Annotated in this window: 13 protein-coding genes; 5 read left to right on the top strand and 8 right to left on the bottom strand. The window is 70.0% G+C overall.

Annotation, left to right across the window (positions count from 1 at the left end; all coding sequences use genetic code 11):
• Positions 1–9: 9 nt before the first annotated feature.
• The 5 genes from ACFV2O_RS17980 to ACFV2O_RS17960 are packed head-to-tail and all read left to right on the top strand — an operon-like array spanning position 10 to position 5162.
• Positions 10–1143: an ABC transporter ATP-binding protein gene (locus tag ACFV2O_RS17980; protein WP_379252761.1), complete on the top strand. Its 1134-nt coding sequence runs from the start codon at positions 10–12 to the stop codon at positions 1141–1143.
• Positions 1144–1177: 34 nt separating this feature from the next.
• Positions 1178–2551: an ABC transporter substrate-binding protein gene (locus tag ACFV2O_RS17975; protein ID WP_379252760.1), complete on the top strand. Its 1374-nt coding sequence runs from the start codon at positions 1178–1180 to the stop codon at positions 2549–2551.
• A complete protein-coding gene (locus ACFV2O_RS17970; protein WP_379252759.1) occupies positions 2548–3405 on the top strand; it encodes a metallophosphoesterase in 858 nt (285 codons plus the stop codon). The genes ACFV2O_RS17975 and ACFV2O_RS17970 overlap by 4 nt, the downstream gene beginning before the upstream one ends.
• A 4-nt stretch (positions 3406–3409) precedes the next feature.
• Positions 3410–4360 carry a carbohydrate ABC transporter permease gene (locus tag ACFV2O_RS17965; RefSeq protein ID WP_379252757.1) on the top strand — a complete coding sequence of 317 codons (951 nt, stop codon included), beginning with the start codon at positions 3410–3412 and terminating at the stop codon, positions 4358–4360.
• Positions 4350–5162 (top strand): carbohydrate ABC transporter permease, encoded by an 813-nt coding sequence (locus ACFV2O_RS17960; RefSeq protein ID WP_379252756.1) that lies wholly within the window; start codon positions 4350–4352, stop codon positions 5160–5162. Before ACFV2O_RS17965 ends, ACFV2O_RS17960 begins: the two co-directional genes overlap by 11 nt.
• A gap of 17 nt (positions 5163–5179) precedes the next feature.
• Here ACFV2O_RS17960 and ACFV2O_RS17955 read toward each other — a convergent pair whose 3' ends face one another.
• The 8 genes from ACFV2O_RS17955 to ACFV2O_RS17920 form a co-directional block, all read right to left on the bottom strand.
• Complete coding sequence (locus ACFV2O_RS17955) at positions 5180–5656, bottom strand: DUF3237 domain-containing protein (protein WP_379252755.1); 477 nt, start codon at positions 5654–5656, stop codon at positions 5180–5182.
• 3 nt (positions 5657–5659) lie between these two features.
• Positions 5660–5845 (bottom strand): hypothetical protein, encoded by a 186-nt coding sequence (locus tag ACFV2O_RS17950; RefSeq protein ID WP_379252754.1) that lies wholly within the window; start codon positions 5843–5845, stop codon positions 5660–5662.
• A gap of 171 nt (positions 5846–6016) precedes the next feature.
• Positions 6017–7393 (bottom strand): acetyl/propionyl/methylcrotonyl-CoA carboxylase subunit alpha, encoded by a 1377-nt coding sequence (locus ACFV2O_RS17945; RefSeq protein ID WP_379252753.1) that lies wholly within the window; start codon positions 7391–7393, stop codon positions 6017–6019.
• Complete coding sequence (locus tag ACFV2O_RS17940) at positions 7390–7908, bottom strand: acetyl-CoA carboxylase biotin carboxyl carrier protein (RefSeq protein WP_379252752.1); 519 nt, start codon at positions 7906–7908, stop codon at positions 7390–7392. The genes ACFV2O_RS17945 and ACFV2O_RS17940 overlap by 4 nt, the downstream gene beginning before the upstream one ends.
• Positions 7908–9590, bottom strand: a complete 1683-nt coding sequence (gene accD / locus ACFV2O_RS17935) for an acetyl-CoA carboxylase, carboxyltransferase subunit beta (RefSeq protein WP_379252751.1) — start codon at positions 9588–9590, stop codon at positions 7908–7910. Before accD ends, ACFV2O_RS17940 begins: the two co-directional genes overlap by 1 nt.
• On the bottom strand, positions 9587–11155 hold the full coding sequence (locus ACFV2O_RS17930; protein WP_379252750.1) for a PfaD family polyunsaturated fatty acid/polyketide biosynthesis protein: 1569 nt from the start codon (positions 11153–11155) through the stop codon (positions 9587–9589). Before ACFV2O_RS17930 ends, accD begins: the two co-directional genes overlap by 4 nt.
• Positions 11152–13203, bottom strand: coding sequence for a beta-hydroxydecanoyl-ACP dehydratase (locus ACFV2O_RS17925; RefSeq protein WP_379252749.1), 2052 nt, complete (start codon positions 13201–13203; stop codon positions 11152–11154). Before ACFV2O_RS17925 ends, ACFV2O_RS17930 begins: the two co-directional genes overlap by 4 nt.
• The coding region (locus tag ACFV2O_RS17920) for an SDR family NAD(P)-dependent oxidoreductase (RefSeq protein ID WP_379252748.1) at positions 13200–15680 on the bottom strand (2481 nt) is incomplete at its 5' end. The genes ACFV2O_RS17920 and ACFV2O_RS17925, both read right to left, overlap by 4 nt.

Here is a 15680-nt window from a genome sequence, read left to right as displayed (position 1 = left end):
GGGGCGACGGTGGCACGACTGCGAATCGAAGCGGTGTCGAAGCGATTCGGCGCCGCCAACGCGGTGCGCGAGGTGAGCCTCGACATCGCCGACGGCGAGTTCATGGTGCTGCTCGGCCCGAGCGGCTGCGGCAAATCCACGCTGCTGCGCATGATCGCCGGTCTGGAGGATCCGTCCGACGGGCGAATTCTGCTGGACGACAAGGACATCACCCATCACGCGCCGCAACAGCGGGACTTGGCCATGGTGTTCCAGAGTTACGCGCTCTATCCGCACCTGACCGTCGCCGAGAACATCGGGTTCCCGCTGCGCGCCCGGCGCACACCGCGCGCGAGGATCGCCGAGCGGGTGTCGGAGGTCGCCGGGGTGCTCGGGCTGACCGAGTTGCTGCGCCGCAGGCCGTCCGCGCTGTCGGGCGGGCAGCGGCAACGCGTGGCCCTGGCGCGCGCCATGGTGCGCGATCCCGGAGCGTTCCTGATGGACGAGCCGCTGTCGAACCTGGACGCGAAGCTGCGCAGCGCGACGCGCGCCGAATTGATCGGGCTGCATCAGCGGCTGGGCGCGACGTTCCTGTACGTGACCCATGACCAGGTCGAGGCGATGACCATGGCCGATCGGATCGCGCTGCTCAACGAGGGTCGGGTGGAGCAGGTCGGCACACCGACCGAGCTCTACGACCGTCCGCGTTCCACCTTCGTCGCCGGATTCCTCGGCGCGCCGCCGATGAACCTGTTCCCCGCCGTCGTCACCGAGCGCGACGGCTCGCTGCGCGTGGTGGCCGATGGGATCGATACCGAATTGGCCATCGGCGTCGAGGGTTTCGACGACGACCTGGAAGTGGTCGCGGGCATCCGCCCCGAACAGCTGCGCTTGGATCCGACCGGCGCCGACATCCGCGGCCGGGTGACGATGGTGGAGAACCTCGGCAGCGAGGAACTGATCCACTTCACCACCGGTGATCGCGTCCTGTGCGCCCGAGCGCCGCGGCCCGCGGGCGTCGCGGTCGACGACAACATCGCGCTGCGAGTCGCCCCGGCGCACATCCACCTGTTCCATGCCACCTCCGGGCTGCGCCTGACCTGGCAGGAAACGCGGCAGGACGCCCACGTCGACAGCGCGGGCGAACCCGTCGCCGTCGCCTGAACCCGAACACCCCTACTCGATGAGGAGAAACACCGTGAAACGCACCGCGCCCGTTCTGGGCCTGGTGTTCGCAACCACCGTCGCGCTCAGCGCTTGCGGCGGACTCGGGAGCACCACCACCGACTCGAACGCCGACAGCGCGCGGATCCCGGAACTGAAGCCGGACCAGCAGGTGTCGATCGTGTTCGAGTCCTACAACTACGGACTGGCCGGCGCCTGGACCGACACCTTCAACTCCTTGATCGCCGATTTCCGCATGAAGTTCCCGAACATCACGGTGACCGCGCAGAAGCCGCAGGGCAACAGCCCGAACCCGGCCACGGACACCATCTCCAGCATCCAGAACCAGATGGTCGCGGGCTCGCCGCCGGACGTCGCCCAGCTCGGTTTCAGCGACCTGGACTTCACCATCCACCAGCTCGGCGCCAAGCCGCTGGACACGTTGGTCGGCAAGCAGGAAGTGCAGCACAACTTCGACGGAGCCCAGCACCCCTTCGCGCCGAAGGCCCGCACACTCGCCGACTGGGACGGTCACACCTACGGCGTGCCGTTCGTGTTCTCCACGCCCGTGCTGTATTACAACGCTTCGCTGTTCGCCGACGCCGGCCTGGATCCCGCGAAGCCGCCCGCCACCTGGCAGCAGGTCGCCGAGGCCGCGACGGCGATCACCGGGAAGACCGGCAAGGGCGGCATTTACGTCGACTGCCTGACCAAGACCGCCAAGGACTGGTGCTTCCAGTCGATGGTGCGTTCCAACGGCGGCCGGGTGATCTCCGAGGACCGCACCAAGCTCACCTTCGCCGACGCTCCCGCGGTCGAGGTCGCCGCGATGAGCCAGCAACTGGTCAACTCCGGCGGCATGCCGAAGCTCAACCAGAAACAGGGCTACGAGGCCTTCGCCCGCGGTGAGATCGGCATGATCCTGGAGACCAGCGCGATCCAGGGCACCTTCGTGACCGGCGCGAAGGACAAGTGGGACCTGCGCTCGGCGCCGATGCCCAGCTTCGCGGGCAAGCCGACCGTGCCGACGAATTCCGGCGCTTCGCTGCACATCCTGTCCAACGACCCGGCCAAGCAGCGCGCCGCGTGGGAGCTGATCAAGTTCCTCACCAGCGAATCCGCCTACACCAAGATCTCGCAGGGCATCGGCTACCTGCCGCTGCGCACCGGCCTGATGGACGACCCGCAGGGGTTGCAGACCTGGTCGAAGGAGAATCCGCTGCTGGGGCCGAACGTCGCCCAGCTGGCGAACATGGAACCGTGGATCTCCATGCCCGGCACCAACTACCTGCAGATCCGCGACGGCATGATGGACGCCGTCGAGGCGATCGTGTTCCAGGGCAAGGAGCCGCAATCCACTCTCACCGCCGCCCGCGATCAGGGCGCCAAACTCCTGCCGACGTCATGAGCGAGGTGACGATCGTCCAGCTGACCGACACCCACATCCGGCCCGCCGGGGAACGGGTGCACGGGATGGTGGACACCTACGCCAATCTCACCCACGTGCTGCAGCAGTTGCGTGCCTCACGGCAGCGCATCGACGCGCTGGTGCTCTCGGGCGATCTGACCGACACCGGGTCGCCCGAGGCATACCGGCGGCTGCGCGGCGCGGTCGAGCCGGTGGCCGAGGAACTCGGCGCGCAGACGGTGTACGTCATGGGCAATCACGACGAGCGCGCCGCCTTCGCCACCGAATTGCTCGGGGCCGACCCCGCCGCGCTGGACCCGGACACCACCCACGACCAGGTGGCCGACGTGGCGGGTCTGCGGGTGATCGCGCTGGACAGCACGACGCCGCGACGGCACGACGGACGGCTCGAGGAGCACCAGCTGGACTGGCTGGCCGAGCAACTGCGCGAACCGGCGCCGCGCGGCACGCTGCTGGTGCTGCACCACCCGCCGATCCCCTCGCCGGTCGCGGCCACCGAGTACCTGCGGCTGGAACGGCCGGAGCTGCTGGCCGAGGTGCTGGCCGGTTCGGATGTGCGGTTGATCGTCTGCGGGCACAACCATCTCACCGGGGCGGCGGCGCTGGCGGGCATTCCGGTCTGGATCGGTCCGGCGCTGGCTTACCGGATCGATACGATCGCACCGGCGGGACGTCATCGGGGACTGATCGGCTTCGGCTACAGCCGCATCGATCTGCTCGGTTCGACGATGGTCGCCACGGCGATCGAGGCGACGCCCGCCGAGACCCTCTACGACCGGCCCGAGCAGGACGTGCTCGATCAACTCGCCGCGCTGGCCGCGGAGGCCGGGTAACTCGATGTTCGTCGTCGAATTGCCGCTGCCTGCAACGGAAGCGGCCGAAACGGTCAACCCGTCGCATCGCCCCGCCCGGTTCCGCCGGGCGGGGCGGTTCGCCGTGCCGTACCTGTATCTGGCGCCCGCGCTGGCGTTGCTGGTCGTGTGGATCTACCGGCCGCTGGTCCAGGCGGTCGAGCTGTCCACGTATTCGTGGAACCTGCTGCCGACCTCACCGATGAAGCCGGTCGGCACCGGCAATTACGAACGGCTGCTGGATCTCCCGGCCTTCTGGGATTCGGTGGGCCGCACCGGGGTGCTGATCGTGGGCATGCTGCCGTTCACGGTGCTGCTCCCGCTGCTCATCGCGCTGGCCAGCCGACGGGTGCACGGCCGGGCGCGGACGGTCTACCACGCGTTCGTCTTCGCGCCGTTCCTCGTCGCGCCGGTCGCGGCGGCGGCGGTGTGGCGCTGGCTGCTGCATCCCGGCAGCGGCTTCGTCGATCAGGTTCTGCGCTCGAATCGCAACTGGGTCTACGACGTGGACACCGCGCACGGGGTGATCATCCTGATCACCGGATGGCAGTTGCTCGGCTTCGCCGTCCTGGTGATCTGGGCCGGGCTGGCGGGTATCAGCGGTGACTACGACGAGGCCGCCCGGGTGGACGGGGCGAGCGCCCGGCAGATCCGACGGTGGATCACCCTGCCCCTGCTGTCGCCCACACTGCTGTTCCTGGTGCTGACCACGGTATTGCTCAGTCCCACATTGACTTTCCCGCTCATCGACTCGATGACGCAGGGCGGTCCGGCGCAAGCGACCACCAATATCTACTACCTGCTGTGGGACTACGCCTTCCACAGCTTCGACGCCGGACTCAGCGCCGCCGCCGGTGTGCTGCTGTTCGCCGGGTTCGGCGTGATCGCGGGTGTGCTGGTGTGGGTCTCGGAAAAGGTTGCCTTCCATGACGATTGACCGATTGCGCACCGCGGGCAGCCATCTGCTGCTTGCCGTCACCGCGGTGCTGTGCGCGTTCCCGATCTACTGGCTGTTCGCGACCTCGCTGCGGCGGCCGGAGGACGTCACCTCGCTGTCGCCGATCCCCTGGCCGATCTCGTTCGCCAACTATGCCGACGCGGCCGACAAAGTCGACGTGGTGGGCCTGATCGGCAATACCTTCTTCGTCGCGGCGCTCTCGGCGGCGGGGCAACTGCTCATCGCGCTGCTGGCGTCCTACGCGTTCGCGATGTACACCTTCCCGTTCCAGAAGGTGCTGTACCTGGCGTTCGTCGGCACCTGGCTGGTGCCGTTCCAGGTGACAATGCTGCCCAACTACGTCCTGCTGACCAAGCTCGGGCTGATCAACTCCCTGGTCGGCGTGGTGCTGCCGACGTTGTGCTCGGCGCTCGCGGTGCTGCTGCTGCGCCAGCACATGGCGAGCTTCCCGAAGGAGCTGGTGGCGGCGGCGAAGATCGACGGCCGCTCCTCCTGGTCGATCCTGTGGACGGTGGTCGTGCCCAATCTGCGCCCCGCGCTGGCGGCCTTGGGAATCCTGCTTTTCATCAACGCGTGGAACGAGTACTTCTGGCCCGCGGTGGTGCTGCGCCAGTCCAACAGCGTGTTGCAGCTGGGTCTGCGCAGTTTCATGGGCACCGAGGGCGATCAGTGGGGTCCGATGATGGCGGTGGCCAGCCTCGCCTGCCTGCCGGTGCTGCTGATGTACCTGCTGCTGCAACGGCACATCGTCAACGCGTTCGTGCGGTCGGGGTTGAAGTAGGACCCGGGTTTTCGAGGTCAGACGACTTCGAACACCCGGTAGGCGATGCCGCCTTCGACCGGGTATCCCGATCCGACGCACACGATGTCGTTGAGCCACAGATAATCTGGTGCGCCGGTTTCGAAGACCGGTGTGGTGCGGAAGTAGTAGCGGCCGGGGTCGACGAGATGCCGCGTGGCCGGATCCCCGATCCGGCCACGTATCTCCTCCGGCATGATCCAGCGCCCGCCGTAGGTCAGCTGCAGGAGGGCGTCGTCGTCGGTGCGCAGGGTGAGCCGGACATCCAGCGTCATACTTCCGTCCTGCCGGAACGTCGCCCAGTCACCGCCACCCGGCACCACCGTGCCACGCAGCTTCGGTCCTTCGAACGATCCGCCGTCGGCGCCGAACAGCACCCGCCCGTTCCCGATATTCAGCGGCGGCGCCAGATCCACCACGACGTCGAACAGCAGCCTCGTCTCGATCCGGGCGACATCCTTGACCCGTGCGTCCATGATCTATCTCCCTCCGAACAACTTCTGCCGCACCACGTCGGTGGAGACGCCCGATTGGGCGCACAACCCGAAAGCCGGTGCCTCCAACACCATCTCGCCGTGCATGAGCCGTACGGCCGCGGCCACATCTTGCCTGCTCTTGGCGACCGCGAGCCGCGTTGCCAGGTCCATCGTCCAACCGCTGTCCACGTCAATAATATACGGTCGACCGTATTTATTGTCTAGATCGGGCGGGAAAACGAGCGCTCGGCCCGCATCGGAGACGGCCAGGGCCCGGTCCGCATGGACCGGGCCCCGTGCAGCGATCGAAAGTGCGCCGCCATCGGACGCGGGCCGTCACCGCGTCCGATGGCGGCGGCTTCATGAGGCGACGCGCGACACCGTGGTGAGGGTCCCGATGAGGGCGGTGTCGTGATCCGCGGCGCGGAATCGGGGGTGATCGAGGATGTCGTGCAGGAATTCGGTCGTGGTGGCCACGCCCCTGCCACGGATTCTGGTCTCGGCCAGAGCCCGGCGCATCCGCGCGATGGCCGCGGGACGGTCGGGAGCCCACACGATGATCTTGGCGAGCAGCGAATCGTAGTGCGGCGGAATGTCATAGCCGGGGCCGACATGGGTGTCGATCCGGACGAACGGTCCACCGGGCAGCGTGCATTCGGCGAGCGTGCCCGGGGCGGGTGCGAATTCGCGCTCCGGATCCTCGGCGTTGATCCGGCATTCGATGGACACACCGCGCGGCGTGGCGACGTCGGCGGACAACGCCAGCGGCAGCCCGGAGGCGATGCGCAACTGCTCGGCGACGAGGTCGATGCCGGTGACCATCTCGGTGACCGGATGCTCGACCTGTAGCCGGCAGTTGACCTCCATGAAGTAGAAATCGCCCCGCTGATCCAACAGGAATTCGAAGGTTCCCGCCCCGACGTAGCCGACGGCTTCGGCGCCGCGCACGGCCGCTGCCCCGATCCGGGCGACGAGTTCCTCGGACAGCCCCGGCGCGGGCGACTCCTCGACGAGTTTCTGGTGCCGCCGCTGCAAGGAGCAGTCGCGCGCGCCGAGATGCCGCACCGTGCCGTGCCGATCGGCCAGGATCTGGACTTCGATGTGCCGCGCCGAGTCGAGGTAGCGCTCCACGTACAGGCGTCCGTCGCCGAACACGGCGGTGGCGTTGGCTCGGGTCTCCTGCCAGGTCGCGGCGAAGTCCGCCGAGTCACGCACGACCCGCATCCCGCGGCCGCCGCCCCCCGCGACCGCTTTGATGATCACCGGGTAGCCGATGTCGTCGGCGAGGGCGTGCGCCTCGTCCACCGTGTCGAGCGGCTCACGGCTGCCCGGCAGCAGCGGCAGCCCCGCCGCGGCCATCAGTGACCGTGCCGTCGACTTGTCGCCGAGATCGGCCATGATCGCGGCGGGGGTGCCGACGAACACGAACCCCTCCGCCTCGCACACCTCGGCGAAATCCGGGTCCTCGGAGAGGAACCCGTATCCGGGGTGGATGGCGTCTGCGCCGGTGGCCCTGGCGGCCTCGATGATCGCGGGAATGTAGGAGTAGCTGCGCTTCGCGGGCCCGGGACCGATCCGGAACGCCTGGTCGGCCAGCCGGACGGCAGCCGAGTCGGCGTCGGCCGCGGAATACACCGCGACGGTGGAGATTCCGAGTTCGGCGCAGGTGCGGATGACCCGCACGGCGATCTCGCCGCGATTGGCGACGAGCACCTTGCGGATCGGCCGCACGGTCATCGCACCACCTCGAGCACCAGCAGCGGCGCGCCGTGCTCGACCGCTTCCCCGTTCTCCACCAGGAATTCCGCCACCCGACCCTCCCTGGTCGCGGTCACCGGGATCATCAGCTTCATCGCCTCGACGATGCCGACCTGCTGACCGGCCCGCACCGGGTCGCCCTCGGCGACGAACGGCGACGCGCCGGGTTCGGGCGCGCGATAGAACACGCCGACAGTTTCCGCCGTCAGCGTGAAAGTATCCGCGTCCGGACGAGTGTCCCGCGGCGCGGACTCTGCGGGCGCCGCGGGGACCGGGGCGGCCGCCGTGGGTGCGACGGCGACCGGCCCACTGGTGCCGTTGTGCCCATCCCAGCTGATCCGCAGCACCAGCGGGCCGTTGGCGACGGTCACCGAGGTCGGCGCGGTCTCGGCCCGCACGGACAGCGCGTGTCGCGACAGCACGGTCAGCGCCTGGTCGGCGTCGACCGGATTCAGCGCGCGGCCCGCGGGCTCGGTGGTCACGGACTCGGTCATCACTTCTCCTGATCGTTCGTGGACAGTCCGAAGACACGGAAACGGTGGTGGCGCCGGTCGAGCAGTTGCGCCGCCTGGAGTCGCGCCAGATCGGCCACGGCGTGGCGCAGCGCCTGACGCAGGGCGGCGGCGGCCGCGGCGGGATCGCGGTGTGCGCCGCCCGGCGGCTCGGGCAGTACGCCGTCCGCGACGCCGAGTTCGAGCAAGGAGGTCGAGTCCACCCGCAAGGCGGCGGCGGCCCTGGGCGCGGCGGTAGCGTCCTTCCACAGGATCGAGGCGCACCCTTCCGGGCTGATCACCGAATAGACCGCGTTCTCGCAGACGATCACTCGATCGGCCACCGCCAGTGCGAGCGCTCCCCCGCTGCCGCCCTCGCCGGTGACCACGGTGACCACCGGAACGGGCAGTCCGGCGAGCAGTTTGAGCGATTCCGCGATGGCGACGGCCTGCCCCTGTTCCTCGGCGGTTACACCGGGGTAGGCGCCCGCGGTGTCGACCAGGGTGATCACCGGAATGCCCAGCTTGGCGGCCAGGCGCAGCACGCGGGCCGACTTCCGGTATCCGGCCGGGGTGGGCATGCCGTAGTTGCGCTGCGCCAATTCGGTTGCGGTGTGTCCCTTTTGAGTGCCGATCACCACGACCGGCGCGCCGTCGAGGCGGGCCAGCGCGGTGATCATGGCCGGGCAGTCGGCCGCCAAGCGGTCGCCGTGCAGCTCCACGAATTCGTCGAACGACGCGGCCAAGTAGTCCAGCGTGGTCGGCCTGGCGAGTTCGCGCGCGGCGCGCACACTCTGCCAGGCGTCGCGCGGGGCGAGCTGGGTCGCGTCGGCGCGGACCGGATTCTCGTCGTCGGCGAACGCGACGGGACGCTTGCTGTCGGCGGCCAGCGCGAGCAGGCGGGCCAGCCGGTCCCGCAGGGCCGAGCGGTGGCAGATCATGTCCACCACACCGTGTTCGAGCAGGAATTCGGCGGTCTGGAAGCCCGCGGGCAGCGTCTCGCCGATGGTCTGCTGGATCACCCGCGGTCCGGCGAAGCCGAGGCGAGCGCCGGGTTCGGCGATGATGATGTCGGTGGACGTGGCGTAAGAGGCCGCCACGCCCCCGTAGGTGGGATCGGTGATCACCGAGATGGTCAGCACGCCCTCGTCGTCGAGTTCGCGCAGCGCCTGACTGGTCTTGGCCATCTGCATCAGCGCGAGGATGCCCTCCTGCATGCGGGCGCCGCCGGACGCGGTCACCAGCACCAGCGGCACCCGCGCCGCGAGCGCGGTCTCGGCAGCGCCGGTGACCGCTTCGCCGACGGCCGCGCCGAGACTGCCGCCGAGGAAGCGGAAGTCCATGACCGCCAGCACCAGCGGTGCGCCGCCGATCGTGCCGCGCACGCAACGGATAGCGTCGGGCAGCCCGGTGCGACGGCTCGCCTCGGCGTGCCGCTCTGGATAGGGCCGGGAGTCGGTGAAGCCGAGCGGATCGACCGCGGTGGCGGACGGCTGGATGTGCCGCGCCGATCCCGGGTCGAGCAGCGCCTCGATGCGCTGGTCCGCGGTCAGCATGCCGTGCCCGTCGCAATCCGGGCAGACCCGGCCCGCGCGCTCGTAGCGTTTGGCGTAGAGCATGGCGGCGCAGGATGGGCACACCATCCAGGAGGTCCGGGTGTCCGGACCCGTCTCCAGTGTGGTCATCGTTCCTCCCTCGGTCGGGGTACGAAGCGGGCGCAGTCGGCGGGTAGCCGCACGCCCGCGGTGCGCAGCTGGGCGACGCGGGTGAGGTAGGCCGCGCCCAGCATCATCTGGTCGGCGATATCGGCGACGTGCCGGTTGCGCAGCGCCGCCAGATAACTTCCGGCCGCCCAGTTGTTGAACCCGCCCATCGCGGGCCCGCACCAGATCTGGTAATCGGCGACGCGACCGGCCTCGCCGCGAATGCTCCACCCCGACGACAGCCCCAGATACCACCGGAACACCAGCGCCATCTTGCGTTTCGGGTCCGCGTCCGCGCCGGCCAGCTGGGCCGGATCGCGTTCGGTGAAGTAGCTGACGCAGTCCTCCCACACGGCGTCGAGGGGCCGCTGGAACAGCGTGGTCTCGAGCTCGCGGCGCAGCTCGGCCGGGAGCGCGTCGATGCCGTCATAGGCGCGGTAGGTGTCGTAGAGCCGCTGCGCGCGGGTGGCGAACATGGTGCCCCGGCGCAGCACCTGCACCTGGACGCCGAGCTCGAACATGTCCGAGGACGGCGCCATGGCGCAGTCGGCGAAATCCGCTCGAGTGAGCAGCTGTTTGGTGGTGTCGCACTGGGCGGCTTCCACGGTGGCCTGATTCACCGAACCGGTCACCACGTAAGCGGCGCCCAGCGCGAAGGCGGCGGCCGCGGCTGCGGGGGTGCCGATGCCGCCCGCCGCGCCGACGCGGACGGCCGCGGCGGCGGGCACGGTGCGGGCCAGTCGATCCCGTGCCGCGATGAGCTCGGGCAGCAGTACCAGCAGTGGTCTGCGGTCGGTGTGACCGCCGGAGTCGGCTTCGGCCGTGATGTCGTCGGCCATCGGCACATGTTCGGCGAGCCGCGCCTGCTCGGGCGTCAGGTCACCGGCTTCGACCAGTGCGCGCAGCAGCCGTGCGGGAGCCGGACGCAGGAACGGCTCGGCCACCTCCACCCGGGAGACCTTCGCGATCAGGCGGTGGCGCACCTCGACACGTCCTCGCCGGTCGACGGCCAGCCCTGCCGCCCGGTAACGCACGACCTCACCGGTGAGGTCCATGAACGCCGACGCCTCCACGCAGCGAACCTGGTGCCGCAGGCAGGCGTCGACGATCGCGCGCTCCAAAGCGGGCTCGGAGGGACTGTGGATGAGATTGCACGCGAACGGTTTTCCGACCAGCGCGCGGCTCAGCTCGGCCAGCGCCGCGTCCACCGCGGCGGGTGGAACGCCCGCCGCGCCGTAGGAGGCGAGATATCCCGCCCGCGCCATCGCCGAAACCAGAGCGGGCGAGGCGATGCCGTTCGCCATCGCGCCTGCCGCGTAGGCCGCTCGCACGCCGTGGGCGGACGCGAATCGCCGATCACCGAGCTGCTCGGGCGGCAGCGGAGCCACCGCCGCGAGCACCTGCGCGTATGCCGCGGTGCGCTCGTCGGACGTCGCGCCCACCCGGCCGTCGTGGCGCACGATCCAGCACGGGCGCGTCAGGTCGGACAGGACGGCGGTGATGCCGTCGGCGGTGTCGGCGAGGATACCGGCCCGGGACGTGGTCATCGGCGCTCCTCCCGCTCGACGAGTTCGACCGCGAGATCGGTCAGCTCGTAGATGCGCAGCCCCGGCTTCCACAGCGAACCGTCGGCGACGACGGTGACCCCGCGCGGGCCGCGGTGGATCTCCTTGATGTGGGCCTCGAGTTCTACGGTGCCGTCGGTGGGCAGGAACTGCCCGCGGTAGCGCCAGCTGAACGTCCGGCCTGCGGGGATGCGGAAGACCGGATCGCCGATCGTGTCGGCGAATCCGGCGTCGATCATCCACTCTTGGATCGCGTGGATCACCGATTCCACACCGAGCGAGCCAGGGATCACCGGGTCGAGGTGGAAGTGCCGGGCGAAATACCAGTCGGACGGATCGATCTCGCGCAGCGAATGCAGATATCCGGAGTCGTAGCTGCCGCCGCCGTCGACCACCTCGACCCGGTCGATCAGCGCCAGGGTGCGCCTCGAGCACAGGCGGGCGGCCGGGTTCGCGCGGCGGGCGGCGACATCGATGGTGCGCACCCGTGCGCCCGGGTTCTCCGCCAGCCAGCTCGGCGCGGGGCGTCCCGCGTCGAGTCCGGTCTGGTTGGCCAAGGCCTCGTCGCTGAAGTAGCCGAACATGGTCTCGCCGGTGTAGAACGGCTCGCCGTCCACGCTGAGCGTGTAGTCGAAGGTTTGCAGCGACGAACCGGGCAGGATGGTGGTGGACAGCAGCCGAGAGGACTGGCGGATCGTCTTGTCCCGCAGATCGAGCTGCCGCAGCACGGTGGCGGTGCCGCCCAGGTTGCGCAGACTCAGGGTGGTGCCGGGCTGGGTGAGCGTGGGGCCCGCGTAATAACCCATCAGCAGCGCCGCCTGCAACGAGGTCTCCATGTAGACGAAGTGCGGCATGGAGTCGTTCGCGGTGTCGCCGTAGTACCAGGAGTCGGCGGGTGAGTCGTATTCGGTGGTGTAGGACGCGCCGTCCAGGTTCCCGCGCTTGCCGTCGAAGTCGAGCACCCGGTCGACCAGCAGCAGACCGCCGGTCGGCAGACGGGTCGCCCGCACCCCGGTGTACTCCGCGAATTCCGGTCCCATGGCGATCCCTTGGTCACCCCGAGCGAGGTGGGCCATGTGGAACTCGTTGAGCAGCAGGCTTTCCGAGACCTGGCCGGGGCCGACCCCGCTGCCCGGACGCTCCACCACCGTGACCGTGACGTCGAGCGCGCCTTCCGCGCCCGCGACGCGGACAGTGCCGGTGACGTACGGCCGGGGCACCAAGTCGAGCGCGGTCACCGTCAGCGTGATCGTGCCGGACGCGGCAACCGCGACCGTACCCGCGCATTCGGCGACCAGGGAGCTGCCCGACAGCACCAGCGGCAGGCCCAGATACAGCGCGAACACCTCCGCGACCTGCATCGCCGCCGCGTGCGGGTCGCCCTCGAATCGTGCTTCGACGCTGCCCTTGCCGGAGCCGCCGTACAACTCGATGCCAGTCACCTCGGTGAGTGCGAGCCGGGTCGAACCGCCCAGCCGGGCCGCCGCCACAGTGCCGGGGCGCCGGTACGCGGAGCCGAAGACGCTCAGCTCACCTTCGGCGAGACGGAGCAGGTCCGCTCGATCCAGGCGCGTGCGGTCGGTGCGAGCCGGCGGCTTGAAGGCGGACTCGGCGGCGGTGAATGCGCCCCGGACGCCGGACGCCTCTGGTCCTTCGTGGACGTGACCGGCCGCCTCGGCCGTGACCGACGAACGGCGCAGCGCTCGCTGCCACACCGCCCGTTGCATCGCCAGCTGCGCGCTCAACGCCGCCCGGTGCGCGGCGACGATACCGGTGCGGATTTCGGCGAGCGGACCGGCCGCACGCGAGGCGGAGCCGTCGGCATGCGCCGCCCGCGCCTCGGGTTGTGTTCCGGTGACCGCGAGACCGGCGGCCGGGGCCGTCTCCGCGTACCCGGCGAACGGGCTCGCCGGCGTGACCGTGTCGCCGGAGCGCGGCCGAAGCGTCGGCGCCTCGTCGACGACCTCCCCCGTATCCGCGAGCGCCGTCACCGGATCGAACGGAATCCCGTCGAATTCCAGGGTTGTCATGCCATCCACCGCCTCACCGAGGTCTGGAACTTCTCCGTCAGATCGGGTGTCGTCACCACGGTGACGTCCGAGAAACGTTGCAATACAGTGCCGTCCGCCGTTGTGGCGGTGGCGTCGATCCGGGCGTCGACACGACCTGCGCGCGGGTTGTCCACGGTGAGCACGAACGGCTCGCCCGCGGGCAGTGGCCGGAAGTAGTCGATCCGCCCGGCGCCGAGCGGCAGACAGGCGCTGCCGAGCAGCCGGTGGCCCAGCACGGGCGGCCCCTGCAAGATCAGGTCGGCCAGGACCGGATCGTGCAGCCGCCCGGCGTAGGCTCCGCCCGCCACGGTGGCGGGGGGCAGTTCGCAGTCGAAGACGATCGCGTCGTCCGAGACCGCCCGGACCCGGCGCAGTCCCTGCAACGCGGGCGCGTGGAACTGGACGGCGTCGCGGTAGGTGGTCGCCTCGCCGACAGAACCACCCGGCACCGGCTTGCGCGGTGGCCGATCCGGCGTCTCGGCGAGCACGAGGGTCGCGCGGAAGCGGACGGCATTCTCGCCGCGCACCGTCGCCCGCACAGTGGACGCGCCCTCTTCCGGCGCGATTTCCAGTTCCAATTCGTGGAGCGGCCGTTCGAAGACGATGCCTTTGAGCACTTCGAAGTCCCGGACGCCGACCACCGTGCGGCCCGGCAGGCCGCGTTCGGCGAAGTTGATCATCGCACCGAGCCCGAAGGTCGCGGGCAGCACGATGTGCTCACCGATCCGGTGCGCCGCGATGATCGGGTCCGCAGTGATCCCGGTGATCGTCCGCCGCGCCCGCACTGTGCCGGCAGCGGACGTGGTGTCCGACAACGACTTCGCGGGCCCGATGAGCACGACCGTGTCCGCGGAGCGCGCCTCGGTGAACTGCTCGGTGAACGCCGCCGCGCCCGCCTGCGGGTCGAGCAATTCGACGCCGCGCGTCCGGAAGTGTTCCCGCAGAGCGGGAGTCACCATGCCGCCATCCCACGCGCCCCAGTCGATCGCGTTGACATGGCAATTCGGCCGCTGCGCCCGCAAGCTCACCGCGAATCGGGAGAGCGCCTCGTTCGCTGCCGCGTAATCGGCCTGACCGGCATTGCCGAACAGCCCGGCCACGGAGGTGAACAGCACCAGATGACGCAGTTCGCCGAGCGCGCCGAGCACCGACGCCAGTCCGGCGATCTTGGGATCGAGCACGCGCGCCACCGATTCGGCGGTCTTGTCCGTGATCACGGAGTCGGCCAGCACTCCCGCTCCGTGCACGACGCCGGTGATCGAGTCCCGCCACGGTGCGAGCGCGGCGGCGACCGCCTGCTCGTCCGTGATGTCGACCGCGAGGTACTCGGCGCGGGAACCGAGGGCGGTCAGCGTCTCCCGGATCTCGCGTGTTGCGCGGATTCCGGACACGGCACGCTCGATATCGCGCGGCTTCGCGCCGGAACCGGCCAGCGCGCGTACCGCGGCGGCCTTGAGATCGGCATCGGAAACCACTGCCGCCCAATCGGGTTCGGCGGCCGGTTCGGAGCGCCCGAGCAGCACGAAGCGCGCCTCGCTGCGCGCGGCCAGCGCCAGCACGCAGGCCGCCGTGACGCCGCGCGCGCCGCCGGTGACCAACAGGACGTCCTCGGCGGTGAGCACGGTGGCATCCTGCTCCGTGCCCGTGCGCACCGGGAGAACGGTGCGCGCGGGCGCGTGCCCGCTCGGCACCGGAGTCCATCGCCGCGCCGCCGCGTCGATGCCGACCTCGAGCGTGTCGCGAGCCGGATCGAACAGCTCGGCGGTGACGAACTCGGCCAGTTGCCGTGCGGAGCAGGCCGGGTCGACGTCGAGCGCCCGGCAGAACAGCTGCGGCTGTTCGGCGGCCAGGGTTTTCACCACACCGCCGATCCCGCCGAGCAGCACGTGTTCGGGCTGCTCGGTGCCGTGGAAACCGAGTGCGCCGTCCAGCCGCGTCACCGTCACGAAGGCCGCTCGCTCCGATCCGCCGCGCAGCAGCGGCACAGTACGGCCGGCCAGGAGGATGCCGTCGGTCAGGCGGCGTTGCGCCGACGCCCAGTCGGCGGTGCCGCCCAGCAGGACGAGGCAGAGATCGAGCGGCTCGCCGTCCAACCCGTCTGCCGAATCCATCTGTCGCACAGTCCAACCGAGCCCGCTCAACGCTGCCGCGAGCGCGTCGGATCCGGAGTCCGCTTCGCCGGTCAGGTCGACGAGCGCCGCCCGCGCCCCGTCCCGGTAGGGCGCTACCGCCCGATCCGGCGCGGGCAGCGCGACCAGTTCGACGGCGTGCCGCGACGTTTCCGCCGCGGCCTCAGCTTTTGGGTGGACATCACCTCCCGCCGTCCCGGCGAGTTCCACCACGATTTGATCCAGCGTGCGAAGCGTGCCCAACTGCTCCGGGCCCAGACTCGGTAGATTCGGAAACCGTTCTTGCAACGCGCCGATCACCTGCACCCGCTTGATCGAGTCCACACC

Origin of the sequence: Nocardia sp. NPDC059691 (assembly GCF_042733915.1) — a bacterium.
Classification (GTDB): Bacteria; Actinomycetota; Actinomycetes; order Mycobacteriales; family Mycobacteriaceae; genus Nocardia; species Nocardia sichangensis.
Note: the sequence above shows the minus strand (reverse complement) of the source record. Positions and strands in the feature narration are given on the sequence as shown.